At 54.4% G+C, this 25,123-nt stretch carries 21 protein-coding genes; 14 read left to right on the top strand and 7 right to left on the bottom strand.

All coding sequences use genetic code 11. From position 1 onward, the window contains the following. The first annotated feature begins 1 nt into the window (after position 1). From kdsD to npr, 10 genes are all read left to right on the top strand, one after another. Positions 2-985, top strand: a complete 984-nt coding sequence (gene kdsD, locus FA92_RS00500) for an arabinose-5-phosphate isomerase KdsD (protein WP_033781625.1) — start codon at positions 2-4, stop codon at positions 983-985. Positions 986-998: 13 nt separating this feature from the next. Continuing rightward, complete coding sequence (kdsC, locus tag FA92_RS00495; RefSeq protein WP_013359881.1) at positions 999-1,565, top strand: 3-deoxy-manno-octulosonate-8-phosphatase KdsC; 567 nt, start codon at positions 999-1,001, stop codon at positions 1,563-1,565. After that, on the top strand, positions 1,562-2,134 hold the full coding sequence (gene lptC, locus FA92_RS00490) for an LPS export ABC transporter periplasmic protein LptC (protein WP_013359880.1): 573 nt from the start codon (positions 1,562-1,564) through the stop codon (positions 2,132-2,134). Before kdsC ends, lptC begins: the two co-directional genes overlap by 4 nt. After that, a complete protein-coding gene (gene lptA, locus FA92_RS00485) occupies positions 2,109-2,660 on the top strand; it encodes a lipopolysaccharide ABC transporter substrate-binding protein LptA (protein ID WP_013359879.1) in 552 nt (183 codons plus the stop codon). The genes lptC and lptA overlap by 26 nt, the downstream gene beginning before the upstream one ends. A 5-nt stretch (positions 2,661-2,665) precedes the next feature. Next, on the top strand, positions 2,666-3,391 hold the full coding sequence (gene lptB, locus FA92_RS00480) for an LPS export ABC transporter ATP-binding protein (RefSeq protein WP_009092467.1): 726 nt from the start codon (positions 2,666-2,668) through the stop codon (positions 3,389-3,391). A gap of 48 nt (positions 3,392-3,439) precedes the next feature. Then, entirely contained in the window at positions 3,440-4,873 is a 1,434-nt protein-coding gene (rpoN, locus tag FA92_RS00475; RefSeq protein WP_033781624.1) for an RNA polymerase factor sigma-54, read from the top strand. Positions 4,874-4,894: 21 nt separating this feature from the next. Then, the gene (gene hpf / locus FA92_RS00470) at positions 4,895-5,182 is read left to right on the top strand and encodes a ribosome hibernation promoting factor (protein ID WP_013359877.1); all 288 of its coding nucleotides are present in this window, start codon (positions 4,895-4,897) and stop codon (positions 5,180-5,182) included. Between the two features lie 150 nt (positions 5,183-5,332). Continuing rightward, positions 5,333-5,812, top strand: a complete 480-nt coding sequence (ptsN, locus tag FA92_RS00465; protein ID WP_013359876.1) for a PTS IIA-like nitrogen regulatory protein PtsN — start codon at positions 5,333-5,335, stop codon at positions 5,810-5,812. A 47-nt stretch (positions 5,813-5,859) separates the two neighbouring features. Next, a complete protein-coding gene (gene rapZ, locus FA92_RS00460) occupies positions 5,860-6,714 on the top strand; it encodes an RNase adapter RapZ (protein ID WP_010251920.1) in 855 nt (284 codons plus the stop codon). Beyond that, positions 6,711-6,983, top strand: a complete 273-nt coding sequence (gene npr / locus FA92_RS00455; protein WP_010251923.1) for a PTS phosphocarrier protein NPr — start codon at positions 6,711-6,713, stop codon at positions 6,981-6,983. The genes rapZ and npr overlap by 4 nt, the downstream gene beginning before the upstream one ends. Before the next feature lie 3 nt (positions 6,984-6,986). On the opposite strand, the gene mtgA is transcribed toward npr, so the two are convergent. Together mtgA and arcB are read right to left on the bottom strand one after the other, a co-directional pair. Continuing rightward, complete coding sequence (mtgA, locus tag FA92_RS00450) at positions 6,987-7,706, bottom strand: monofunctional biosynthetic peptidoglycan transglycosylase (protein WP_013359875.1); 720 nt, start codon at positions 7,704-7,706, stop codon at positions 6,987-6,989. 869 nt (positions 7,707-8,575) lie between these two features. Then, positions 8,576-10,927 (bottom strand): aerobic respiration two-component sensor histidine kinase ArcB, encoded by a 2,352-nt coding sequence (gene arcB / locus FA92_RS00445; protein ID WP_033781622.1) that lies wholly within the window; start codon positions 10,925-10,927, stop codon positions 8,576-8,578. 890 nt (positions 10,928-11,817) lie between these two features. Here arcB and FA92_RS00440 point away from each other — a divergent pair. Next, the gene (locus FA92_RS00440) at positions 11,818-17,349 is read left to right on the top strand and encodes a glutamate synthase-related protein (RefSeq protein WP_033781620.1); all 5,532 of its coding nucleotides are present in this window, start codon (positions 11,818-11,820) and stop codon (positions 17,347-17,349) included. A 185-nt stretch (positions 17,350-17,534) separates the two neighbouring features. Continuing rightward, positions 17,535-19,292, top strand: a complete 1,758-nt coding sequence (locus tag FA92_RS00435) for a sulfite reductase subunit alpha (RefSeq protein ID WP_013359872.1) — start codon at positions 17,535-17,537, stop codon at positions 19,290-19,292. Between the two features lie 111 nt (positions 19,293-19,403). On the opposite strand, the gene sspB is transcribed toward FA92_RS00435, so the two are convergent. From sspB to zapE, 5 genes are all read right to left on the bottom strand, one after another. Next, entirely contained in the window at positions 19,404-19,889 is a 486-nt protein-coding gene (sspB, locus tag FA92_RS00430) for a ClpXP protease specificity-enhancing factor (RefSeq protein WP_013359871.1), read from the bottom strand. 3 nt (positions 19,890-19,892) lie between these two features. After that, positions 19,893-20,534, bottom strand: coding sequence for a stringent starvation protein SspA (sspA, locus tag FA92_RS00425; RefSeq protein ID WP_003851135.1), 642 nt, complete (start codon positions 20,532-20,534; stop codon positions 19,893-19,895). Positions 20,535-20,864: 330 nt separating this feature from the next. Then, entirely contained in the window at positions 20,865-21,257 is a 393-nt protein-coding gene (gene rpsI, locus FA92_RS00420; RefSeq protein ID WP_008925401.1) for a 30S ribosomal protein S9, read from the bottom strand. Positions 21,258-21,272: 15 nt separating this feature from the next. Further along, on the bottom strand, positions 21,273-21,701 hold the full coding sequence (gene rplM / locus FA92_RS00415) for a 50S ribosomal protein L13 (RefSeq protein WP_008925400.1): 429 nt from the start codon (positions 21,699-21,701) through the stop codon (positions 21,273-21,275). Between the two features lie 227 nt (positions 21,702-21,928). Then, complete coding sequence (gene zapE / locus FA92_RS00410; RefSeq protein ID WP_013359870.1) at positions 21,929-23,056, bottom strand: cell division protein ZapE; 1,128 nt, start codon at positions 23,054-23,056, stop codon at positions 21,929-21,931. 179 nt (positions 23,057-23,235) lie between these two features. On the opposite strand from zapE, the gene zapG reads away from it, so the two are divergent. Further along, complete coding sequence (gene zapG / locus FA92_RS00405) at positions 23,236-23,637, top strand: Z-ring associated protein ZapG (protein WP_003848291.1); 402 nt, start codon at positions 23,236-23,238, stop codon at positions 23,635-23,637. 110 nt (positions 23,638-23,747) lie between these two features. Beyond that, entirely contained in the window at positions 23,748-25,121 is a 1,374-nt protein-coding gene (gene degQ, locus FA92_RS00400; protein WP_010251960.1) for a serine endoprotease DegQ, read from the top strand. Positions 25,122-25,123 lie beyond the last annotated feature (2 nt).

The following is a 25,123-nucleotide window of genomic DNA, read 5'->3' as shown; positions in this document are numbered from 1 at the left end:
TATGTCATATCAGCAACCAACAGCATTTGATTTTCAGCAGGCGGGGAAAACCGTCCTGCGCATCGAGCGTGAAGGACTGGAACAGCTCGATCAATATATTAATGGCGATTTCGCCCGCGCCTGTGCCCTGATCTACGCCTGTCAGGGTAAAGTGGTCGTGATGGGCATGGGTAAGTCTGGTCATATCGGCAAAAAAATGGCGGCGACCTTTGCCAGTACCGGTACGCCAGCCTTTTTTGTTCATCCGGCCGAAGCCAGCCATGGCGACCTGGGCATGGTGAGCAAAAATGATGTGGTGATCGCCATCTCTAACAGCGGTGAGTCGAATGAAATCCTCGCGCTGATTCCGGTGTTAAAACGTCAGCACATTGCGCTGATCTGCATGACAGGACGGCCTGACAGCGCGATGGGCCGGGTTGCCGATGTGCATCTGTGTGTCCATGTTCCGCAGGAAGCCTGCCCGTTAGGCCTTGCGCCAACCACCAGTACCACAGCCACACTGGTGATGGGCGATGCGCTGGCGGTTTCGCTGCTGGAAGCACGTGGATTCACGGCGGAAGATTTCGCCCTCTCCCACCCTGGCGGTGCGCTGGGCCGCAAACTGCTGCTGCATGTAGCGGATATCATGCACAGCGGCGATGAGCTGCCGCACGTCACCCGTGACGCCTCACTGCGTGATGCGCTGCTGGAGATTACCCGCAAAAATCTGGGCCTGACGGTTATCGTCGACGGTCTGATGAAAATTGAAGGTATCTTTACCGATGGTGACCTGCGCCGCATCTTTGATATGGGCATCGATTTTCAGCGCGCCACCATCGGGGAAGTGATGACGCCAGGTGGCATCCGCGTCCGGCCAAATATGCTGGCGGTTGAAGCCCTGAACCTGATGCAGACCAAAAACATTACCTCGATTCTGGTGGCCGATGACGACCATCTGCTCGGTGTGGTACATATGCATGACATGCTGCGCGCTGGCGTAGTCTGAACAGGAAAAAAAAATGCAACAGGTAACGCCCACGATTGACACCTGCTATGGACCGGTCAGTGCTGACGTCATGGCGCGCGCCAGCAACATTCGTCTGCTGATCTGCGACGTCGATGGCGTCATGTCCGACGGGGTGATCTACATGGGAAACAAGGGTGAAGAGCTGAAAGCCTTCAACGTGCGGGATGGTTACGGTGTACGCTGTTTGCTGACCGCCGATGTGGAAGTGGCTATTATTACTGGCCGCAATGCCCGTCTGATGGAAGATCGCTGCAAAACGCTCGGCATCCGCCATCTTTATCAGGGACAATCGGATAAGCTTTTGGCCTATCGTGAACTTCTGGATAAACTGTCTCTCTCTGATGATCAGGTCGCCTATATCGGTGACGACCTGATCGACTGGCCGGTGATGGCGAAAGTGGGATTAAGCGTGGCGGTAGCGGATGCACATCCGATCCTGTTGCCGCGCGCGCAGTATGTTACGCGGATTGCGGGTGGACGCGGCGCGGTACGCGAAGTATGTGACCTGATCTTAATGGCGCAGAACAAATTTGAGGATGCCAAAGGGCAATCAGTATGAGTAAAAGCAGGCGTTGGATAACGCTGATTCTGACCTTGATTGCACTGGTTTTGATCGGCTGGAATCTTACCAACCAGGATGGCGATGGCACGCCAGTCGGGACGGATAGTCAGTCGCCGACCTATACCAGTGATGATTCTCACACTGTGGTGTATAACCCGCAGGGCGCGCTGTCCTATAAACTGGTCTCTGACAAAGTGACCTATTTCTCTGATGACGAGCTGAGCTGGTTCGACAATCCGGTAATGACCACCTTTGATGAGAATAAAATTCCTACCTGGACGTTACGCGCAGATAAAGCAAAGCTCACCAAAGATCGTATGCTTTATCTGTATGGCCATGTTGAGCTGAATACGCTGACGCAGGATTCCCAGCTTGAGCGGATCAAAACCGATAATGCACAGATTAACCTTGTCACTCAGGACGTTACCTCTGATGACCAGGTGACATTGTATGGCCGCAGCTTTAACTCCACCGGCATGAAAATGCGCGGCAATTTACGGACAAAAAACGCCGAGTTAATCGAGAAGGTCAAAACCTCTTATGAAATTCAAAATGAACAAAAATAGCCTGAAGATTTTACTGGCCAGCATGTTACTGGCAACCAGCGTTCCGGCGCTGGCCCTGACCGGTGACTCGGACAAACCCGTCAATATTGACTCGCAGAATCAGGCGCTGGATTTGCAGGGCAATGTCGCGACCTTTACCGGCAATGTCATCGTGACGCAGGGCTCTATCAAAATCACGGCCGATAAAGTCGTGGTGACCCGTCCGGGCGGCGACAGCAAGAAAACCATCGTTGACGCCTACGGTAATCCCGCCACTTTCTATCAGATGCAGGACAGCGGCAAGCCGGTTCAGGGCCATGCCGCTAAACTGCACTACGAACTGGCCAACGATTTCGTTGAACTGACCGGCAATGCGTTCATTGAGCAGCAGGACAGCAACATCAAAGGCGATCGTATTACCTATCTGGTGAAAGAGCAGAAAATGCAGGCTTACAGCCAGGGCCAGAACAAGCGCGTCACGACCGTACTGGTGCCGTCGCAACTTCAGGATAAAGGTTCGTCCAACAGCGGAAAGAAGAGTAACTGATAGCTATGGCCACATTAATCGCAGAAAACCTGGCGAAGGCATATAAAGGCCGTCGCGTGGTAGAAGATGTCAGCCTGCAGGTAAAATCCGGCGAGATTGTCGGCCTGCTGGGTCCGAACGGAGCCGGTAAAACCACCACCTTTTACATGGTGGTGGGCATTGTGCCGCGTGACGCTGGCCGCATTGTCATTGATGATGAAGACATCAGTATCCTACCGCTGCATGCGCGTGCGCGTCGCGGCATCGGTTATCTGCCGCAGGAGGCATCGATCTTCCGTCGCCTCAGCGTCTACGATAACCTGATGGCGGTACTGCAGATCCGTGATGACCTCACCGAAGAGCAACGCCAGGATCGCGCCCGTGAGCTGATGGAAGAGTTCCACATCGAGCACCTGCGTGACAGCATGGGTCAGGCACTGTCGGGTGGTGAACGACGTCGTGTTGAGATTGCCCGCGCGCTGGCTGCCAATCCTAAGTTTATTCTGCTGGATGAACCTTTTGCCGGTGTTGACCCTATTTCCGTTATCGACATCAAGAAGATCATTGAGCATCTGCGTGACAGCGGCCTCGGCGTTTTGATTACCGACCATAACGTGCGCGAAACGTTAGCGGTCTGTGAGCGGGCCTATATCGTCAGCCAGGGCCACCTGATTGCGCATGGTACACCCAATGAAATTCTTGCGGATGAGCAGGTTAAGCGGGTTTATTTGGGTGAAGAGTTCAGACTCTGATAAGGTGTCGTTAATACCGATATTTACCTGGGAACTACCATCCTGTCTATGAAGCAAGGTTTACAACTCAGGTTCAGCCAACAGCTGGCAATGACTCCACAATTGCAGCAGGCGATTCGTCTGCTGCAACTCTCCACGCTTGAACTCCAGCAGGAGTTACAGCTTGCACTGGAAAGTAATCCCCTGCTTGAGCAGACCGATCTGCATGACGAGATTGACTCCCGGGAATCGTCAGAAGCCGAAGCGCTGGATACCCGTGAAGCGCTTGAGCAGAAAGAGATGCCTGATGAGCTGCCGCTGGATGCCACCTGGGATGAAATCTACACCGCTGGCACCCCTTCCGGCACCGGTACCGATTATCAGGATGATGAGTTGCCGGTCTATCAGGGCGAAACCACGCAGTCACTGCAGGATTACCTGATGTGGCAGGTCGAATTGACGCCTTTCAGCGATACCGACCGCGCGATTGCGACCTCTATCGTCGATGCTATCGATGACACCGGATATCTCACCGTCTCGCTTGAGGAGATCCTCGACAGCATCGGCAATGATGAGCTTGAAGCGGATGAGATTGAGGCGGTGCTGAAACGCATCCAGCGCTTTGACCCGATCGGTGTGGGCGCACGTGATTTGCGTGACTGTCTGCTGGTTCAGCTCTCCCAGTATGCGCCAGAAACGCCGATGCTGACTGAAGCACGCCTGATTGTCAGCGAACATCTCGACCTGCTGGCCAATCACGACTTCCGTAGCCTGATGCGCGTCACGCGCCTCAAAGAAGAGGTGCTGAAAGAGGCGATGCTGCTGATTCAGTCGCTGGACCCGCGGCCGGGTCAGTCCATCAACACCGGCGAGCCGGAATATGTTATCCCCGATGTGCTGGTGCGTAAGGTCGGCAACCGCTGGACGGTTGAGCTCAATGCCGACAGCGTGCCTCGTCTGAAAATCAACCAGCACTATGCGGCAATGGGCGGTGCAACGCGCAATGACAGCGACAGCCAGTTCATTCGCAGTAATCTGCAGGAAGCGCGCTGGCTGATTAAGAGTCTGGAAAGCCGCAATGACACGCTGCTTAAAGTCACGCGCTGTATCGTTGAGCAGCAGCAGGCGTTCTTTGAGCAGGGTGAAGAATTTATGCGTCCGATGGTGCTGGCCGATATCGCCCAGGCTGTTGAGATGCACGAATCGACCATTTCCCGTGTGACCACGCAGAAGTATTTGCACAGCCCGCGTGGCATTTTTGAACTGAAGTACTTTTTCTCCAGCCACGTTAATACGGAAGGTGGCGGTGAAGCCTCCTCTACCGCGATCCGTGCTCTGGTGAAGAAATTAATTTCGGCGGAAAATCCAGCCAAACCCTTGAGCGACAGTAAACTGACCTCCATGTTATCTGATCAGGGGATCATGGTGGCACGGCGTACCGTCGCCAAATATCGTGAGTCTTTATCCATCCCGCCATCGAACCAGCGTAAACAGCTGGTTTGAAAGAAATGAGAAGGAAGACCTATGCAGCTGAACCTGACCGGGCAACATGTTGAAATCACGCCACCTTTACGTGAATTCGTCAGCGGTAAATTTGCCAAACTGGAACACTATTTTGAACATATCAATCAGGTCTATATTGTCCTGAAGGTTGAGAAAGTCACGCAGGTGGCTGACGCAACACTCCACGTGAACGGTGGCGAGCTGCACGCCACGTCGGAAGCGGAAGATATGTATGCGGCAATTGACGGGCTGATCGATAAACTGGCCCGTCAGCTGACCAAACACAAAGATAAACTGAAAAAACACTAACCTTCACGCTAGCTACGCGCGCCTGCCGCGCAGAGCTGACAGGATGGGGCGGATAATCCGCCCCGTTTTGTCATCTGAGCAAGCGCCGTTTGTCGCACATATCAGCGCGCTGGTGGTGAATGGCCTGGTGAACACGCAAGTGAAACGATAATGAACAACGACCTTACACTGGAATTGAGCACAGTGCTTTCGCCAGACTGCACCCGCAGCGGCGTACACTGCCAGAGCAAAAAACGTGCGCTGGAAATCATCAGCGAACTGGCCGCTAAGCAGCTCAACCTGCCGCACCAGACGCTTTTCGAAGCGATTCTGACCCGCGAACGCATGGGCAGTACCGGTATTGGTAACGGAATAGCCATTCCTCACGGCAAGCTGGAAGAGGATACGCTGCGTGCGGTTGGGGTATTTATCAGCCTCGAGCAGCCGATTGCGTTTGATGCCGTCGACAACCAGCCGGTCGACCTACTGTTTGCATTGCTGGTTCCGGCTGACCAGTGCAAAACACACCTGCACACCCTTTCACTGGTGGCAAAACGTCTGGCAGATAAAACGGTTTGCCGTCGCCTGCGTGCTGCGCAGAGTGATGAAGAACTCTATGCCATTATTACGGAAGTCCAGACAGAGCAGTAACGCGTCTTTACCGGCCCGGTGCCGGTTTTAAAACGGGAGAGAAGGTCATGGTGCTGATGATCGTTAGCGGTCGTTCAGGCTCGGGGAAGTCAGTGGCGCTCCGTGCGCTGGAAGATATGGGATTCTACTGCGTTGATAACCTGCCGGTCGTGCTGCTGCCTGAATTGGCCAATTCGCTGGCGGAACGCAATATTTCGGCGGCGGTCAGCATCGACGTGCGTAACATGCCTGAATCCCCGGAAATTTTTGAAACCGCGCTGAATAATCTGCCTGACACATTTTCACCTCAGCTGCTGTTTCTCGACGCCGATCGCAATACCCTGATTCGCCGTTACAGCGATACGCGCCGTCTGCATCCCCTCTCCAGCAAAAATCTGTCGCTGGAGAGCGCTATCGATGAAGAGAGCGATCTGCTGGAGCCGCTGCGTTCGCGTGCCGATTTGATCATCGACACCTCAGAGATGTCGGTACATGAGCTGGCCGAGATGCTGCGTACCCGTCTGCTGGGCAAGCGTGAACGCGAACTGACCATGGTGTTTGAATCCTTTGGCTTCAAACATGGCATCCCGATTGACGCTGATTATGTCTTTGACGTGCGCTTTCTGCCTAATCCCCACTGGGATCCTAAGCTGCGCCCGATGACCGGCCTTGATCGTCCGGTGGCGGCCTTCCTTGACCGCCACACTGAAGTGCACAACTTTATCTACCAGACACGCAGCTATCTTGAACTCTGGCTGCCGATGCTGGAGACCAACAACCGTAGCTATCTTACCGTGGCGATTGGCTGTACTGGTGGCAAACACCGCTCAGTTTATATTGCAGAACAGCTGGCGGATTACTTCCGTTCGCGCGGTAAGAATGTACAGTCACGCCATCGCACGCTGGAAAAGCGCAAATCATGACCGTCAGACAAACTGTAGAAATCAAAAATAAGCTGGGCATGCATGCCCGTCCGGCAATGAAGTTGTTTGAGCTGGTGCAGAGCTTCGATGCCGAAGTGTTGCTGCGCAACGAAGCGGGCACAGAAGCCGAAGCCAGCAGCGTAATTGCGCTGCTGATGCTCGACTCGGCTAAAGGCGGACACATAGAGATTGAAGCCAGCGGTCCGGAGGAGATCCCGGCGCTGGCAGCGGTCATTGAGCTGTTTGAAGCAGGCTTTGATGAAGACTAAGTCTTAGTCGAGCTTATTACGCTGCAGGAAGCCTTCCCCGCCAAGCTGGCGCATCTGACGCATTATCCACTGCTGTCGCTCTCTGACGTAGCCTGAAGGCGCAGCCGCACGATAACGGATAGGATTAGGCAGAACGGCCGCCAGTAAGGCGGCATCGGCAGCGGTAAGCCGGCTGGCTGGCTTGTGGAAGTAGCGCTGTGAAGCTGCTTCAACGCCAAAGATACCCGGTCCAAACTCTGCAATATTAAGATAGACGGTCAGAATACGTCGTTTCGTCCAGACTGTCTCAATACCTACTGTCAGCCCCGCTTCCAGACCTTTGCGCACCCAGCTGCGGCCATCCCACAGAAACAGATTCTTTGCTGTCTGTTGTGACAGCGTGGAGGCACCACGCATCCGGCTATCGCTGTTATCCAGTACAGATTCAATCGCCGCGACATCGAAACCCCAGTGGTCCGGAAACTTTTGATCTTCTGAGGCGATAACGGCCAGCCCCATCCACGGCGAAATCTCATCATGTCCGACCCAGTCAGAATGGGCGACATAGCTAAAGTCACCGCGTAACCAGGCACCGATCTGTCGTTCAGCCATCACCGCTGAAAACGGTACCGGCAGGAACGAAAAGAGCAAAATTCCCGCCAGCCATACGCCCAGCCATACCAGCATGACACGACCAATAATACGTCTGATACGCTGTCCGACGCTTCCTTTATGCTTGTTCATGCAATCTTCCCATACCTGTTTCAGACGTTAATTAATCACTCATGTAATCACTGCCAGAAAAGCAGCTTTTTCACAAAAATCGCTGAAAACCTTGCGGCGGTTTCCAGACTTTATTCAATCATTTTGCATCAAAATGCTGCAACAGTTCGAAATAGTTCAAGGACTTCCGGTAAAAAGGAATCGGTTCCATTCATTGCCACGGCTTAGCATCTTTCCAGATAAACACTTAATAATGGGTGATAAGCGCCGGTTTAAATCATTCGATATTCTTAACTGTTATTTTTTTATGAATGATGAGACGCCCAAAGCTTAAACAGAATCACGCTGATAACGTATAAATAAACAGCGCTTAACAGCGTTACTCAGAGTTGTTGTGGCCCTTTTTACTCTCATTAAGCGCAATGATGTCAGTGCAAGTGCAGAACAAAGTTTTAGATTCTTTTTTATCATTCCAAATCGTTTTGGATAATTCGTGTCATTTCAGGGTGGTCACTTGCAATATCAGCGCGTTAGCCTCTCTGAAGAGGGAAAGGTTAATACCAGCTTAATTTACAGCTGCTCAGCCTTTGCTTTGCAGCTGAGCAGCGTCAAAACTATACCAAAAACCACAAATTTGATTAAAATAACAGCAATGCAGCAGAGAAAATGATTCCTTACTTGACTGTGTTGCCAAATTAATGTTTTCTGTATTTAAACGCTGCTCAATATCACAAATTTTAATGAATCTTGTCGCATGAGAAGATGAATTTGCTAAGGTGATGTCAGTGTTAACCAATACCCTGCGGCTGCATTAATTATTCAAATCATAGCGGCCGCAATGTTTTCCCTGGTGTTGGCGCAGTATTCGCGCACCCCGGCCTCGGCTGGGGTCATTTTTTTCCGGGATATGACTTATCCTGCTCTGCCACCCAGTCGCGCAATACCTGTACATCATATCGCCACTCATGCTTCAGCTCGTCAATCCATTCAACAACGTTGTCCCACCACGCCGGTAATTCAGGACTCTGGATCTGTTTCGCCAGCATCTGCAAGCGCTGCAGCCCGACCGAACCTGCCGCCCCTTTGATCTTGTGCCCCTCTTCAGCAATGCCTTTTTGATCGCGCGCCATCAGATTCGATTCCAGCACCGCAAGATAGTCCGGCATCATCTTTTCAAACATCGTCAGGCTTTGGGTAATCAGGCCCGGGCCAACCAGCTCGATATACTGTTCGAGCATCGCGACATCCAGCAGCATCCGGGTTTTGTCATCGCTGACCTCTGCGGTTTCCTCTTCCGAATCTGCCTGATAATCCCAGTACTTTTTGATCATCGCGGTCAGCGCCGGCACTGCCAGCGGTTTGCTCAGAACATCATCCATGCCCGCGTCGAAATACTCTTTTTTGTCTTTAAGGACGTTGGCGGTCAGTGCCACCAGCGGTGGCAGATGCGTTCCCAGATACTGCTGGCGAATCGCACGCGAGACATCCAGCCCGGTCATATCGGGCAGCTGAATATCCAGCAGCACCAGATCAAACTCCAGCGGGTCGAACAGCGCCAGCGCTTCGCTGCCGGTCATGGCGACCTCGACGCTGCAGCCCAGCTTCTCAAGCACCGAGCGCGCCACAATCACATTCAGCTCAATATCTTCAACCAGCAGGACATGCAGCGCAGGCAGTGGCAGGCTGTCGTCCAGGCCTTCATCCTCCACCTCTTCAGCAATGCGCGGCGCCTTAATCTCTACGGTGAAGCATGAGCCCTGTCCTGGTGCGCTATGTACATGGATGTCACCGCCCATCGCCTGCGCCAGACGACGTGAAACCGCCAGCCCGATACCGGTGCCAGTCGCCGGTTTACCGCCATGCTGATCTTTGACCTGATAGTACATCGCAAAGATCTTATCCTGCTCCTCCTGCCGAATACCCATACCGGAGTCCTGCACCTCAAAGCGCAGCGTTTCGTCCTGCTCATAGGCTACCCGCACCACGATTTCGCCCTGCTGAGTGAACTTCACGGCGTTACCAATCAGGTTCCACAGAATCTGACGCAGACGCGTTCCGTCCGTCGAAATCATATGCGGCAGCGGCAGTTGTGGCGCAAGCACAAACTTCAGCCCTTTTGGCTGAGCCAGCAGGCCGGAAAGATTTTCTAAATCGGCGAGGAAACCGGTGAAGTCGAGCGGCTGATTGTCCAGCTGCACTTTGCGGCGCTCGATTTTGTCCACCTCAATCACATCATTGAAGATGTTGCCCAACGTGATGGCAGAGACGTGAATGGTTTTCAGGTATTTCAGCTGTTCCTGATTAAGGTCGGTATCCAGCAGAATACGACTCAGGCCGACAATGCCATTAAGCGGCGTACGAAGCTCGTGGCTGATCGTAGAGATAAAGGTGGTCTTCTCCCGGCTGGCGTTCTCTAACGCGTCCTGATAGCGCTTACGCTCCGTTATATCGCGGCCAAAGCCCATCAGTCCGCTGCGCTTACCGACGCGGTCGTAATAAGGCACTTTACGGATCTCGAAACAGGCTTTGCGCCCGTCGGGATATTGCAGCCACTGTTCATAAGTCAGCGAGACGTTATGACGGAACACCTTCTCGTCCGTTTCCAGCACCTTCGTTGCCGCTTCATCATCATAGATATCGCGTGGCGTCAGGCCAATCAGCTGTTTCTCGCTTTTGCCGGTCAGCAGTTCCATCGCCCGATTACAGCCGGAGAACTGCTTATCAATGTTGCGATAGAAAACCAGGTCAGGCGAAGCATCCAGGAATGAGCGCAGGAAGGAGGATTGCTGCTCCAGCTCAATCTGTGCCTGCTCGCGACGGGTCACCTCTTCACGCAGCTTGTCCATCACCTGCTCGCGAGCCAGCTCCGCCTTTTTACGGTCACTGATCTCCTGATTCAGCTGCGTGATGGTCTCTTTCATCTGCTGGTTCAGTTCCAGGTCGCGGGTGCGCATCTCTTCCAGCTTATCCACCAGCCGTGCCAGCCGTTGCCGCGATTCCTCCAGCTGATCGACCACCACCGACAGAAAATAGACCGCCCAGGGCGTAATCAGCAGCCCGAAGAAAACCGAACGCACCACGTCAATGCTCTCGACATGACCTCGCAGTACCATCGTAACCGCCATCTGGACGATCATCGCCAGCACCACCAGCGCAGATGCCAGCAGCAGCGAGAACCTCACCAGTCCAAGCTTGACCATTAAATCAACGTAGTACTGCGCCAACAGACGAATTTGTTTCATAACAACTCCCTGGAAGAGAAACAGCCTCATAATAGCGCAGTTAGCCTGCTGACGTCCCGGCACGTCGCGTGGAGATACGGGATCAAATGCGCTTTTATGGTGCATTCGCATAGCCGATCGGCGACGTTAAGGACAAAGCGGTTAAAACCCTTGACTGATTGTGCCAAATGAATAATCTGTAATGCCGCCAGCGAATCCGTGATTTCTTCGTATGGCCTGTTTTCAATATCCTGGCAACGTCCTGTTGCGCAGGCACACCCTGTTTAAATGCATACCCATTCAACTTAAATGATATTTTAAGCAAGACAGTGTTGATTAATTTTTCTTATAACCAACCGCTGTTTCATTCAAATAGACGGACATAAGAAAAACAGATACATGCTATGCATCAACGGTTCTGAACAGCATTTAATGCTGTCTAACACCCCGTCACCAGCATGGTGCAGAGATCTGACGCCTGCACTACAGTGAGTCAGTTCACATTTATGGGCCGATCGGCAGGCAGCAGAGTGATACATTTTAAACCTTAAAAAGCAATAAATTCAATATCTTACGCAGATAAAACCCCTGTTAACCCTGTCTGACCGCCCTATTTGACCTGATTACGCTTTCCCGATAAGTTGGAAATCCGCTGAAAGCTTTCCAGACGGGCCATTGTCTCGGCATATCTATGCAACAAGAAGACTCCCGCGCGGTTTAAGTCATCTCCTTTAAGAGACCGGAAATCAGAGAGCAGCTCAATTAAGGACGTTTTATCGATGTCTGGAGAGAAATGCTCAGGGCTATGACGCGCGCTCGACAGAGCATGGCGATGAAAATGATGTTGCGCCCCGTTGCGCTCAGACCCTGAAACAGTGCAGGTAATGTCAAAGCAGTTAAGGAGACCCTCAATGTCCACTAAAAAACCTCAATCCTATGGCTTGTATGATCCGACAGCAGGCAGTGACAGCTGTGGTGTAGGTTTCATTACGCGCAAGGACGGCGAGCAGACCCACGAAATTCTGCAGATGGCGCACAGCGCCCTCTGCACGGTGCCTCACCGCGGCGGTATGTCAGCGGAAGGCGTCGGCGACGGCGCGGGGGTCAACGTTGACCTTTCCCTGCATTTCTTCCGCAAGATTACCGGCCAGCCGCTGGAAGCGGGCCGCTTTGGCGTCGGCAACTTCTTTGTGCCGAAAGATGCTGCGCTGCGCGCGAATGCCGAACGTCTGGTAGATGAGACACTCAACAGCTTTGGCCTGCCGGTAATCATGAAGCGTGACATGCCGCTCGACAGCAGCGTGACGCGTCCGGCAGCCGTACAATTTCAGTTACCGATTCTGCAGTGGATTTTCACTGCGCCACAGGACGTGGTCGACCAGAACGACTTCGAACAACGCATCTACCGCGCCCTGCTGACGATTGAAGCCCGTGCCTTTACCGAAAGCGAATTTGGCGGTCTCTATCCGCTGTCGCTGTCGTCGCGCACCCAGGTGTTTAAAGCCCGCCTGAATTCCAATGAAGTGATCCCCTACTTCAAAGATCTGACCGATCCCGATCATCAGGTGCGCGGGCTGTTTTTCCATACCCGCTTCTCCACTAACACCGATCCGCATACCACGATGGCCCAGCCGTTCCGCCTGATGGCGCACAACGGTGAGCTGAATACGGACCGTAAAAACCGCATCGCTGAGTCCGCGCTGGCACTGGCCCGTGGCAAGAAAATCGTGCGGCCCAAAGGTCAGTCTGACAGCTCGCGTCTGGACCAGAGTATCCACAGCCGCCTGATGGAAGATAACCTCGATCTCATCACCGCCGTGGTTTCAATGATGCCACCCGCCTGGGAAAACGACAGTTCGCTGCCGCCAGAAGTGCGTGACATGCTGGAGTACTTCTCACTGTATGAAGAGAAGAACGATGGCCCGGCAGCATTAATCTTTGGCAATGGTGAAGTCATTGGCGCCCGTCTTGACCGTCTTGGCCTGCGTCCACTGCGCTCAGTCGAAACGGCTGAGTATATCGGTGCGATGTCAGAAGCCGGTCAGATCGCCTTCCCACCCGAAAGCGTCTTGCGTCGCGGCCGTATCGAAGCGGGCGGCATGCTCTATTTCGATCACCGTGAAAAACGCAGCTACACCACGCTGCAGGCACTGGAAAAACTGGCGGCGGAGAAAGATTATTCAGCGCTGCTGCGTGAAGCGCGCGTCGGTCTTGACGATCTGCCTGAAATCCCGGCAGAGCAGCAGGGTTCACCGCTGCGTTATCGCGGCGATCTGAAAACCTATCAGCGCTTTGTGGCTTACTACTACAACCAGGAAAGCTTCAAGTTCATGATGGACCCGATGCTGAACACCGGCGCAGAGAAAATCTCCGCGATGGGTTACGGCAACGCCATTAACGGCTTATCCGATCATGAAGGCGGCATGGCGCACTACTTCTCTCAGCGCTTTGCTCAGGTCACCAACCCGCCGCTGGACTCAATCCGCGAAGTGGATGGTATGACGCTGCGTGTCGCGCTGGGTGCGAAACCGCATCTGGGCCGCAGCAAAGGTCGTCAGATTGTGGTGCCGACCCCAATCCTCAGCCACCTTGATATGCTGCGTTTGCGCGAGCAGACCATCGCACCTTATGCCCGCTTTGAGATGCTCTATGAGCCGGTAATCGGCAAAGATCTGCTGAGCACCACCGCGAACGCAAACGCGCTGGAAAAAGCGATTGATGACCTGGCGCAACAGGTCGTGGATTTTGCCCGTTCGCAGGGTGGCATCGCCGTGCTTACTGACCGTCACATCTCGTCAACGCACGCCGCAATCCCGATGCTGCTGGTGGTTTCTGCCATTAACCAGCGCCTGGTGCAGGAAGGCCTGCGTCTGGATGTTTCTCTGGTCGTAGAAAGCGGCCAGAGCATATCTTCGCACCACATTGCTGCCACCCTCGGCTTCGGGGCTTCCGCTATCTATCCGCTGGGCGTACAGATGCGTGCAGAGGAAAAATTTGGTGAAGGTGAAGAAGGCAACAAAGCCTTTAAGCGCTATGCCAAAGCCGCTGAAAAAGCGCTGATGAAAACCATGGGCAAAGTGGGCCTTTGTACCGTTGAAAGTTACAGCAGCGGCGAATTCTTTGAGCCTAACTTCCTCAACACTGACGATCCGGTGCTGAAAAAGTATTTCCCGAATATCAAAACCCCGGTGGGTGGCGCGGGCTTCGCAGCCATCGCAGCGATGGCCGTTGACTGGCACCAGAGCGCGCTCAGGATTCAGGGCGAATCTGAAGTGCCGTTGCTGGGCCTGTTTAAAGAGCGTGCAGAAGGTGCAGGTCACTCCTACGGCACTATCGCCGTGCGCACCTTCATCGACATGACCGAAGAGCCGATTCGCTTTGCCGACAAGGCGCGCGAAGAGGACAACTTCATTCGTCTGATGACGCTGGCAAAACTGGATAACGCGTTTGGTATCAAGCCAGAGACCTTCAAAGACAGCAGCTTTGAGCGCATCCCGGATGACGTGATCAACAACTTTGCGATTACGGCCGATTACCGTCAGTTCTCAAGTCTGATGTATGAAGAGCGTAAACGTCGCCCGGCGGCGCTGCGTGACATTCTGACATTCCCGGCTGATCTGACCCACATTGACAGCGAAGCGGAATTCCGTCGCAAGCTGGGACGCTACTCGCTGACCAACAACGGCTTTGCTATTCGTGGCATGGAGTGTGAAGCGGTGGATGGCAGCCTGAATCACTTTATGCTGCGTCTGACCGATGCGATCGAGGGGCTGAAGCCTGAGACCGAACGCCTGCAGAACCTCTCCCGCGCCCTGAAATCCCGTTTCGGCGATGATATTGAGAGCAGCGACGTGGTCACTGGCGCTTTGAAAGTGACCGCATACGGTAAAGCGGCAGATTATCTGTCACGTATCTTCACCACCCTGCCCTCACTGCCGCTGAGCGAAGTACAGCCAGCCTGTGAAATTACCCGTACCTTTGCTTCCGGGGCAATGAGCCACGGTGCACTGGTCGCGCCGGCTCATGAAGCGGTCGCACACGGCACCAACATGGTCGGCGGCATGAGTAACTGCGGTGAAGGTGGCGAGCATTACTCCCGTCACGGCACCATCCGTGCCTCGCGTATCAAACAGCTGGCCTCGGGTCGTTTCGGCGTCTGGGCTGCCTATCTGGCGGATCCGATGCTGGAAGAGCTGGAGATTAAAATTGGTCAGGGTGCGAAGCCTGGCGAAGGCGGTCAGTTACCGGCGGCCAAAGTGACCGTAGAGATTGCTGCGGCCCGTGGCGGTACGCCTGGCGTCGAGCTGGTCTCGCCGCCGCCGCATCATGACACCTATTCCATCGAAGATCTGGCGCAGCTTATCCACGACTGTAAAGCCGCGCGCGTGCGCGTCATTGTCAAACTGGTGTCGTCAGAAGGGATCGGCACCATCGCAGTTGGCGTGGCTAAAGCCGGTGCCGACGTGATTAACGTTGCAGGTAACACCGGCGGTACCGGCGCGGCGTCGGTGACCAGCCTGAAATATACCGGACGCGTGGCCGAAATCGGCATCGCTGAAGTCCACCAGGCGCTGTGTGCCAACGGCCTGCGTGAGAAAGTGCTGCTGCGCTGCTCTGGCGCACAGCAGACCGGCAGCGACGTGGTGAAATCTGCCTTGCTGGGCGGTGACAGCTTTGAGTTCGGTACCACCGCGCTGATGATGCTGAAATGCGTGATGGCGAAGAACTGCAACGTGAAGTGCCCGGCTGGCTTAACCACTAACGCAGAAGCCTTTGATGGCGATCCGCGTCAGCTGGCGCAGTATTTCCTCAACGTCGCGCATGAAGTACGTGAAATTCTGGCACGTATGGGCCTGCGTTCCCTGCGTGAGGCGCGTGGTCGCTCTGACCTGCTGCACCTGATGGATCATCCGCTGGAAGTCGGCAAACTCGACTTACGCGCCATGCTCACCGTGGTGCCAGAGCTGAAAATCGACAAGCCGGTTTACCTGGAAAAAGATTTTGAGCTGGATGATGGCTGGATTGAGCAGGTTAAGCAGTCACTGGTGGAGCAGGGAAATCCTGACGTCTCACTGGGCAACAGCATCGTCCTGAACAACCGCAACAAAAGCGTTGGCGGCCAGCTGGCCATCGACATTGAGCGCATGCTGAACCATCAGCTCAGCGCACACCAGTTGCAGGCGATGCCTGCGGTAATGACCGACGATCGCGGTCGCCGCTATCTGGCCCCTGAAAGCGTAAAAATTTCTACCACCGGATCTGCCGGTCAGTCATTTGGCGCCTTCTGCAACGATGGCATGCAGCTGTCCCATTACGGCACCTGTAATGACGGTGTCGGCAAAGGACAGTGTGGTGGTGAGCTGATTGTGATGTCGCCTGGGGGCGGCGCGCAGGATGGCGATGGCAACGTGCTGATCGGTAACTTTGCCCTGTTTGGCGCGACTGGCGGACGACTGTTCGTGCAGGGCCAGGCTGGCGACCGCTTCGCAGTACGTAACTCCGGCGCAACGGCTGTGGTTGAAGGCGTGGGTGACTTCTGCTGCGAATATATGACTAACGGTGCCATTCTCAACCTCGGCACCTTTGGTAAAGGATTTGGCAACGGCATGAGCGGCGGCTTTGCTTACCAGTACGACCCGTATGGATCGCTGGCCAGCCACGCTGCAGGTGATTCAGTACGCTTCGGATCGATTGCGGATCAGGATGAGATGGCGCAGGTGCACAAGCAGGCCGTGCTGACCATGCTGAACTGGCACCTGGAGGCGACCCAGTCACCACGTGCCGCGTGGCTGCTGGAGAACTGGGAAACAGAGTGCCACCACTTTGTTTACGTGATGCCGCGCTCACTGCTGCTCTATCAGGATGGCGGCGAGATCCTGAAAGCCAAGAGCCGCAAAGATCTGCTCGAAGAGCTGTCCACGGCGCTGGCAGGCCATCAGGTAGCGAAATTCAAAGCCGCGTGGCGTCAGGGTAAAACCATCGCCAACGGTGCCGTTCCGGCCTATGGCGCGACCGATACGCAGGAGATGTTTGTCCTGCTGAACAACTACACCGTGCTGAGCTTTGCCCAGCAGCTGGCACTGGCGAAGTTGCCGAAAGGCACGCCGGTTGAAGATGCGGCGGTGGAAAAAGCGGTCCGCAATCTGCTGATGACGGAAGACTTTTCACTGGTCAGCAAGCTGCAACGTCATGCCCGTTCTGCCATCGAGAGTTACAGCGATGATGAACTGGCCAGTCTGATTGGTACTAAACGCATGTCAGATTACAAAGCGGCACTGACGCAACGTAACATCCGCTCCATGGACAGTCTGGCGACCTACGGCTGGATCATGTATCAGGATGCCTGTAACCGGGAAGTGCTGGGCCACCTGCCTGACTTTGAAGAGCTGTTTGCACGTGCGGCATTGCCGGAAATTGCCGCTGCGGTGGGTAAACTCTCCTGACAGTGATACTGATCAGGCTGAACTGAATATTATTAATTGATCATTGCCCGGATTAATCGTTGTACCGGACAGAGGCAGAACCGCTTTCCCCTGCTGCACACACTGCGGCGCGGGGAAGCGGAACCGCTTTCAGACCGGGGAACGCCACTGATATCGGGCGAGAACGGGATTGAGTAAAAGTACCCATGAAAATTCCTTATATTCCAGAAGATGCACCTTTTAATGGCGATCAGAAGTACTGGCTGGCTGGCTTTCTCGCGGGCCTTCACTCCCGTTTGCTGGTTTTAGAAGACAAGCAGCAACCTGCTGCAGGTACGGGCGCAGCCGCGACCACGCAACTGCATATTCTGTACGGCTCACAGACCGGCAATGCCGAAGCGCTGGCGCAGACCGCTGCGAAATCTGCCCGAGCGAAAGGGCTGGTGCCAGTGGTCCAGGCGCTGGGCGATGTCGATCTCGACGTGTTTGCCACCATGCGCCATGTACTGATTGTCACCTCGACCTATGGTGAAGGTGAGATGCCGGACAATGCCCAGCTGTTCTGGGATGCGATCTCTGCCAGTACCGCACCGCGTCTGGAGCAGATGCATTTCGCCGTGCTGGCGATTGGCGATACGGGTTACGATGGCTTCTGTCAGGCGGGCAAATTCATCGATATGCGCCTTGAGCAGTTGGGTGCAAAACGCGTGGTAGATCGCATTGACTGCGATATCGACTATGAAGAGCCGTCCAGCGAGTGGCTGAACAGCTCAATGCCACAGTTTGCCGCCAGCGCAGGCAGCAGCGGCACCGTGCTGGAGAGCGCGCCTGAAGCGCCGGTCATTCCAGGCAGCAACAAATCGAATCCGTATGCCGCCGCGCTGATCACGAATAAGCGCTTGTCAGGCGAGCAGTCAGCCAAAGATATTCGTCACTTCGAATTCGACCTGTCTGACAGCGGCCTGAAGTATGAAGCGGGCGATGCGCTGGGCGTGATTCCGGTCAACGAACCTTCACTGGTCAGCCTGCTGCTGACCCAGCTTAATGCTGACTACCAGACGCCAGTGCCTGGCTTCGACCGCAGCCTCGGCGACCTGCTGACCTATCAGTTTGAGATCTCTGAGCCTTCACGCAAGTTAATCGAGTGGGTTGGACAGAACACCACCAATCAGGAACTGCGTCATGTCCTACAGCATGATGATAAAGATGCGCTGGGCGTCTGGCTGTGGGGCAAAGATACCCTCGACCTGCTGCAGCTCGAACTGACGCGCACGCTGACAGTGCCGGAGTTTGTTGCCCTGTTGCGCCCGCTGCAGCATCGTGCTTACTCAATTTCATCCAGCTCTAAAGCCCATCCGAATCAGGTGCACCTGACCGTTGCCTCTGTGCGTTATCACAGTGGCGGCCGTAATCGCGGTGGCGTCTGCTCGACCTATCTGGCCGAACGCGTGCGTCGTGGTGAGAAGCCCGCCATCTTTATCTCACCCAATAAAGCGTTCCGCGTCCCTGCCAATAACAGCGCACCACTGATCATGGTGGGACCGGGCACCGGTATCGCACCGTTCCGCGCCTTCCTGCAGGAACGCCAGGCAACCGGCGCGCAGGGCAAAAACTGGCTGTTCTTCGGCGATCAGCATCAGGAACATGACTTTATCTATCAGGATGAGCTGCTGGCCTGGCGGGATAACGGCCTGCTGACCCGTCTGGATCTGGCCTTCTCACGCGATCAGGAGAAGAAGATCTACGTGCAGAGCCGGATGCTGGAACAGGGCGCTGAGCTTTACGCCTGGCTGCAGGAAGGGGCGTACTTCTACGTCTGTGGCGATGCTTCGCGTATGGCGAAAGATGTGGATAATGCGCTGTATGAAGTGGTTCGTCAGTTTGGTGGTCTCTCCACCGAGCGCGCTGCCGACTATGTCGATCAGCTGAAGAAAGAGAAACGCTACCTGCGCGACGTCTACTAATCGCGAAGGTCTGCTGAAAAATCCGGCTTGCGCAGGCAGCCGGATTTTTTTTATGGCTGACAGGCAAAAAAATACCCGCCGGATGGGCGGGTATTCGCTGTTATGTCACGGCTATTTCACGACGCGCAGTGAAGGCCGACCGCCACGTGGCGGTGGATCGTCATCAGGCGGTGTCTCGTCATCGCTGGCATCGTCAGGACGATCACCATCAATCACTGACATCATGGTCTCTTCCTGACCTTCTGACGCCTCCTGCATACCCAGCTCGTAAGCCGGTTCCGGTTCAAACATCGTGCCGGCACCGTTTTCACGTGCATAGATCGCCAGAATCGCCGCCATCGGCACGTTAACCTGGCGAGGAACGCCACCAAAGCGGGCGTTGAACGACACCTGATCATTGGCCAGGTCGAGGTTACCCACAGCGCGTGGCGCAATGTTCAGGACAATCTGACCATCACGCGCATACTCCAGCGGCACCTGCACACCCGGCAGATTAATGTCGACCACCAGATGCGGCGTCAGCTGGTTGTCGAGCAACCAGTCATAGAAGGCGCGCAGCAGATAGGGACGACGTGCAGTAAGTTGCGACATTTCCATACGTTAAGCCCGGGCTTGCAGGCGCATTTCACGTTCAGCTTCAGTTAATGAAGCAAGGAAAGAATCACGCTCAAATACGCGGTTCATGTAACCTTTCAGCTCTTTTGAACCCGAGCCGATCAGATCGATGCCCATGGAAGGCAGACGCCATAACAGCGGCGCCAGGTAGCAATCGACCAGACTGAACTCTTCGCTCATGAAGTAAGGCGTACGACCAAACAGTGGCGCGATAGCCAGCAGCTCTTCACGCAGTTGCTTGCGTGCGGCTTCGGCTTCCTGACCCGTGCTGTTCTCGACTTTCCGCATCAGGCTGTACCAGTCCTGCTCGATGCGATGCATCATCAGGCGGCTGTCACCACGGGCAACCGGATAAACCGGCATCAGTGGCGGATGCGGGAAGCGTTCATCCAGATATTCCATGATGATGCGTGATTCATACAGCGTCAGCTCACGATCTACCAGCGTTGGTACCGTGCGATACGGATTGAGGTCAATCAGATCCTGCGGCAGGTTATCCATTTCGACCTGCTCGATCTCTACGCTGACACCCTTCTCCGCCAGGACGATACGAACCTGATGGCTGAAAATGTCAGTAGGACCAGAAAACAGCGTCATTACCGAACGTTTGTTGGCAGCGACAGCCATGAAAACCTCCAAGTTTGTTCACAAAAAGATACTGCGAATAGCCAACCACACGGCGATTCACCAGCTTATCGAACTCGCACGCAACCTGGTTAGCCGCGTCACAGATACTGACGCCCCGACAGAGGGAAGGCGCATAACGCACCGGCCTGCGGGCGCAAAGTGACACAGAGTTTACCAGATTTTAGGCTGCTTGTGGGCGTGTAATGAATCTTTGCAGGTAAATTGAGCGCGATGTTACGGTTTTCGCGGGAAGTCGTGGGAAGGCAGAAAATAAAAAACCCGCCGAAGCGGGTTTTTTGAGCCAATTGCCGCAGCCGGAGCTGCAAACAATTAACGCTTGGAGAACTGAGGACGACGACGTGCTTTACGCAGGCCGACTTTCTTACGTTCAACCTGACGCGCATCACGAGTAACGAAGCCTGCTTTACGCAGTTCGCCACGCAGTGATTCGTCGTATTCCATCAGAGCGCGGGTGATACCGTGACGGATCGCACCAGCCTGACCAGAAATACCGCCACCTTTAACAGTGACATAGAGATCGAATTTACCAACCAGGTCCAGCAGCTCAAGCGGCTGACGAACTACCATGCGGGCAGTTTCGCGACCGAAGTACTGTTCCAGAGAACGTTGGTTAATTACGATGTTACCGCTACCCGGCTTAATGAATACGCGAGCGGTAGAGCTTTTGCGGCGACCAGTGCCGTAGTTTTGAGTTTCAGCCATTGCCTTTAATCCCGATTAAATGTCAAGAACTTGCGGTTGCTGTGCCGCATGGGTGTGCTCGTTGCCTGCGTAAACTTTCAGTTTACGGTACATAGCACGACCCAGCGGGCCCTTCGGCAGCATGCCTTTAACCGCGATCTCAATCACACGCTCAGGACGGCGAGCAATCATCTCTTCAAAGGTCGCCTGTTTGATACCACCGATGTGGCCGGTGTGGTGATAGTAGATCTTGTCAGTACGCTTGTTGCCGGTTACAGCAACTTTTTCTGCGTTCAGAACGATGATGTAATCACCCGTATCAACGTGCGGAGTGTATTCCGCTTTATGCTTACCACGCAGACGGCGCGCCAGTTCAGTCGCCAGGCGACCCAAAGTTTTGCCCGTTGCGTCAACTACAAACCAGTCACGTTGGACGGTTTCTGGTTTAGCTGTAAAAGTTTTCATCGAAAAGCTTACCCAAATTAAGTTACACGTTGGTGAAATCCCAAACGCTTAAGTAAACGAATGAGGCTCACACGACCATTTTGACCAGCAAGCCACCCCTTCGGATAGAGTTACTGGAACACAGAGGATTTGGGAAAAAAATCCTTTGCTGTAACGTGGGGTCGCAAGATTATAGAGAAGTCGATTACAAAAATCGAACCCTATTTCGGTATTTATTCTGTTTATTCTCACGGCAGGTGCGGCAAACGCAGATACTCTTCGCTCTGCATCTCCTGAAGCCGCGATAAACAGCGCTGGTATTCAAATTTCAGTCGCGTGCCCTGATAAATCTCGGTCAGTGACGTCTCCGCCGCGACCACCAGCTTCACATGACGTTCATAGAACTCATCGACCAGTGCCAGGAAACGGCGCGCCTGATCTTCGGTTTTGTAGATCATCACCGGCACGTCATAGAGCAGCACGCTGTGAAAACGGCGCGAAAGCGCAATGTAGTCATGCTGACTGCGTCCCTCACCGCAGAGGGTCGTGAAATTAATGGCCAGCACGCCTTCGCTCACACCCAGCGTCGGCATCTGGCGATGATTAATTTCCAGAACCGGTGCCGCTTCAGGCTGGCTGCCTGACAATGCTTTGAACATCCGGCCCATCTCGGCATGCGTCTCTGCGTTGAGCGGGAAATTCCACAGATGCGCGGAGGTCAGCGTGCGTAACCGGTAGTCGATACCGGCATCCACGTTCATCACATCACAGTGCCGTTTTATCTGCTCAATCGCAGGCAGGAAGCGCGCACGCTGCAGACCATTGCGATAGAGATCGTCCGGCGGAATGTTCGAGGTGGCGACCAGCGCGATGCCACGTTCAAACAGCGCTTCCATCAGCGTGCCCAGCAGCATGGCATCGGTGATATCGGAAACAAAAAACTCATCAAAACAGAGGATGTCGGTTTCGGCTTTGAATTTGTCCGCCACGATCAGTAACGGATCGCTCTGGCCCTGAAGCTGCGTAAGTTCTTCGTGTACCCGCAGCATAAAACGGTGGAAGTGCAGACGCAGTTTGCGATCGCCAGGAATAGACTGAAAAAAGAGATCCATGACCCAGGTCTTACCGCGACCGACACCGCCCCACATATAGAGCCCGCGTACCGGTTGTGGCGTCTCGTTTTTCTCTTTGCCCATCAATTTAGAGAGGCGTCCCAGCAGGCCGGATGAGGAAGGCGCGGCGGCTTGTTGCCGGGCAACCAGCGCCTGCTGCAGCGCGTCTAAACGGGTAATCGCTTCACGTTGTACGTCATCGGGCCTGAATTCGCCCTGCGACAGCGCCTGCTCATAGCGTGCAAGCGGAGTTGAGGTTTGCATTATTGTTTCAAAGTCCCTGAATGGTGTCTGATTGATACCACGGTTGCTGAAAAAAAGGCCGTTCTACACTAAGCCATGCTGCTCCGGAGTTCCACATCCATAAGATTAACGGGTATAGTGACTATTATTGAATATGGTGTAACGCCCTACGGAACAATGGAAATAACACGGGAGTCATTATGACCTGGGAATACGGGCTAATTGGTTTAGTGGTAGGTATTATTGTCGGCGCAGTCGCCATGCGTTTTGGCAACAAAAAGCTGCGTGAGCAGCGCAGCATGCAGTATGAGCTGGAAAAATCGAAAGCGGAGCTGGCTGATTATCGTGAAGAGCTGACCAACCACTTCGCGCAGAGCGCGGAGCTGCTGGACAACATGGCGCGTGACTATCGTCAGCTCTATCAGCATATGGCAAAAGGCTCGAATGACCTGCTGCCAAATCTGCCTGGCCAGAAAAATCCGTTTGCCTATCAGCTGACTGAAGCTGAAGCGGACAACGATCAGGTGCCGGTGCAGATGCCGCGCGACTACTCTGAAGGCGCATCCGGTTTACTGCGTGGCGAGCGCCCTGCCCGCGACTAATCTTTTTGGGGCGCAGCCTGTCTGCGCCCGCTGTTTTTGCGAACCCTGACCGCAAACGACTGTCACACTCATTAATTTCTCCCACCTTTTGCAGCGAGAGCGTTGTAGCAATGAAAAAACAAGCACGCCTGTTTAGCGCATTAGCCCTGAGTATTGGGATGAGCCTTGCCGCCGCGCCAGACGCGATGGCAACGCTGCCAGCACAAATTGCGGGCCAGCCGCTGCCAAGTCTGGCGCCGATGCTGGAGAAAGTGTTGCCCGCCGTGGTCAGTGTTCACGTGGAAGGCACTGATTCCGGTGCGCAGGCTCAGGATATTCCTGAACCCCTGAAGCGTTTTTTCGGCCAGATGCCTGGCGGAAACAGTCAGCCGCAGCCATTTGAAGGCTTAGGTTCTGGCGTCATCATTGACGCCGCTAAAGGCTATGTGCTGACTAACAATCACGTGGTTAACGGTGCGGATAAGATCAACGTACAGCTTGGCGACGGCAGCGAATATGAAGCCAAACTGATCGGCCATGATGAGCAGACCGATATCGCGCTGATTCAGATTCAGGGTGCAAAAAACCTCACGCAGGTGAAAGTCGCAGACTCCGATCAGCTGAAAGTGGGTGATTTCGCAGTGGCGATCGGTAACCCGTTTGGCCTGGGGCAGACCGCCACCTCCGGGATTATTTCTGCGCTGGGCCGCAGCGGCCTGAACCTGGAAGGGCTGGAAAACTTTATTCAGACCGATGCTGCCATTAACCGCGGCAACTCAGGCGGTGCGCTGGTCAACCTTAACGGTGAGCTGATCGGTATCAACACCGCGATTCTGGCCTCCAGCGGCGGCAACATTGGCATCGGATTTGCGATTCCGAGCGATATGGCGATGAACCTCGCGCAACAGCTGATCAAATTTGGTGAAGTGAAGCGCGGTCAGCTCGGCATCAAAGGCACTGAAATGACGGCCGATATGGCTAAAGCGTTCAATGTCGATGCGCAGCGCGGCGCCTTTGTCTCAGAAGTCTTACCGCAGTCTGCCGCACAGAAAGCGGGCGTGAAGTCAGGCGATATCATTACGTCGATTAACGATAAGCCGATTACCAGCTTCGCAGAGCTGCGCGTCAAAGTGGGCACCACGCCGCCAGGCGAACAGGTTAAACTTGGCCTGCTGCGCGAAGGTAAGCCGCTAACCGTTACCGTCACGCTGGAACAGAGCGCCCAGAGTACCGCCAGCGCTCAGCTGATGTCACCTGCACTTCAGGGCGCAACCCTGAGTGATGGACAGACCAAAACCGGTGATAAAGGCGTGAAGGTCGATACCATCGAAAAAGGCACGCCGGCTGAACAGGTTGGCCTGCAGAAAGATGATGTGATTATCGGCGTTAACCGCAATCGCGTTCAGACCATTGCAGAAATGCGTAAAATTCTGGAAGGAAAACCGCCGGTACTGGCACTGAATGTGGTGCGCGGCGATGAAAGTATCTATCTGTTGTTGAGATAAAC

This window comes from Pantoea sp. 9140, from assembly GCF_000745295.1.
GTDB lineage: Bacteria > Pseudomonadota > Gammaproteobacteria > Enterobacterales > Enterobacteriaceae > Pantoea > Pantoea vagans.
Note: the sequence above shows the minus strand (reverse complement) of the source record. Positions and strands in the feature narration are given on the sequence as shown.

What these genes read in the sequence shown, in the direction of transcription:
- kdsD (WP_033781625.1), top strand. Translation starts at nt 2, where the DNA reads ATGTCATATCAGCAACCAACAGCATTTGATTTTCAGCAGGCGGGGAAA.
- kdsC (WP_013359881.1), top strand. Translation starts at nt 999, where the DNA reads ATGCAACAGGTAACGCCCACGATTGACACCTGCTATGGACCGGTCAGT.
- lptC (WP_013359880.1), top strand. Translation starts at nt 1,562, where the DNA reads ATGAGTAAAAGCAGGCGTTGGATAACGCTGATTCTGACCTTGATTGCA.
- lptA (WP_013359879.1), top strand. Translation starts at nt 2,109, where the DNA reads ATGAAATTCAAAATGAACAAAAATAGCCTGAAGATTTTACTGGCCAGC.
- lptB (WP_009092467.1), top strand. Translation starts at nt 2,666, where the DNA reads ATGGCCACATTAATCGCAGAAAACCTGGCGAAGGCATATAAAGGCCGT.
- rpoN (WP_033781624.1), top strand. Translation starts at nt 3,440, where the DNA reads ATGAAGCAAGGTTTACAACTCAGGTTCAGCCAACAGCTGGCAATGACT.
- hpf (WP_013359877.1), top strand. Translation starts at nt 4,895, where the DNA reads ATGCAGCTGAACCTGACCGGGCAACATGTTGAAATCACGCCACCTTTA.
- ptsN (WP_013359876.1), top strand. Translation starts at nt 5,333, where the DNA reads ATGAACAACGACCTTACACTGGAATTGAGCACAGTGCTTTCGCCAGAC.
- rapZ (WP_010251920.1), top strand. Translation starts at nt 5,860, where the DNA reads ATGGTGCTGATGATCGTTAGCGGTCGTTCAGGCTCGGGGAAGTCAGTG.
- npr (WP_010251923.1), top strand. Translation starts at nt 6,711, where the DNA reads ATGACCGTCAGACAAACTGTAGAAATCAAAAATAAGCTGGGCATGCAT.
- mtgA (WP_013359875.1), bottom strand. Translation starts at nt 7,706, where the DNA reads ATGAACAAGCATAAAGGAAGCGTCGGACAGCGTATCAGACGTATTATT.
- arcB (WP_033781622.1), bottom strand. Translation starts at nt 10,927, where the DNA reads ATGAAACAAATTCGTCTGTTGGCGCAGTACTACGTTGATTTAATGGTC.
- FA92_RS00440 (WP_033781620.1), top strand. Translation starts at nt 11,818, where the DNA reads ATGTCCACTAAAAAACCTCAATCCTATGGCTTGTATGATCCGACAGCA.
- FA92_RS00435 (WP_013359872.1), top strand. Translation starts at nt 17,535, where the DNA reads ATGAAAATTCCTTATATTCCAGAAGATGCACCTTTTAATGGCGATCAG.
- sspB (WP_013359871.1), bottom strand. Translation starts at nt 19,889, where the DNA reads ATGGAAATGTCGCAACTTACTGCACGTCGTCCCTATCTGCTGCGCGCC.
- sspA (WP_003851135.1), bottom strand. Translation starts at nt 20,534, where the DNA reads ATGGCTGTCGCTGCCAACAAACGTTCGGTAATGACGCTGTTTTCTGGT.
- rpsI (WP_008925401.1), bottom strand. Translation starts at nt 21,257, where the DNA reads ATGGCTGAAACTCAAAACTACGGCACTGGTCGCCGCAAAAGCTCTACC.
- rplM (WP_008925400.1), bottom strand. Translation starts at nt 21,701, where the DNA reads ATGAAAACTTTTACAGCTAAACCAGAAACCGTCCAACGTGACTGGTTT.
- zapE (WP_013359870.1), bottom strand. Translation starts at nt 23,056, where the DNA reads ATGCAAACCTCAACTCCGCTTGCACGCTATGAGCAGGCGCTGTCGCAG.
- zapG (WP_003848291.1), top strand. Translation starts at nt 23,236, where the DNA reads ATGACCTGGGAATACGGGCTAATTGGTTTAGTGGTAGGTATTATTGTC.
- degQ (WP_010251960.1), top strand. Translation starts at nt 23,748, where the DNA reads ATGAAAAAACAAGCACGCCTGTTTAGCGCATTAGCCCTGAGTATTGGG.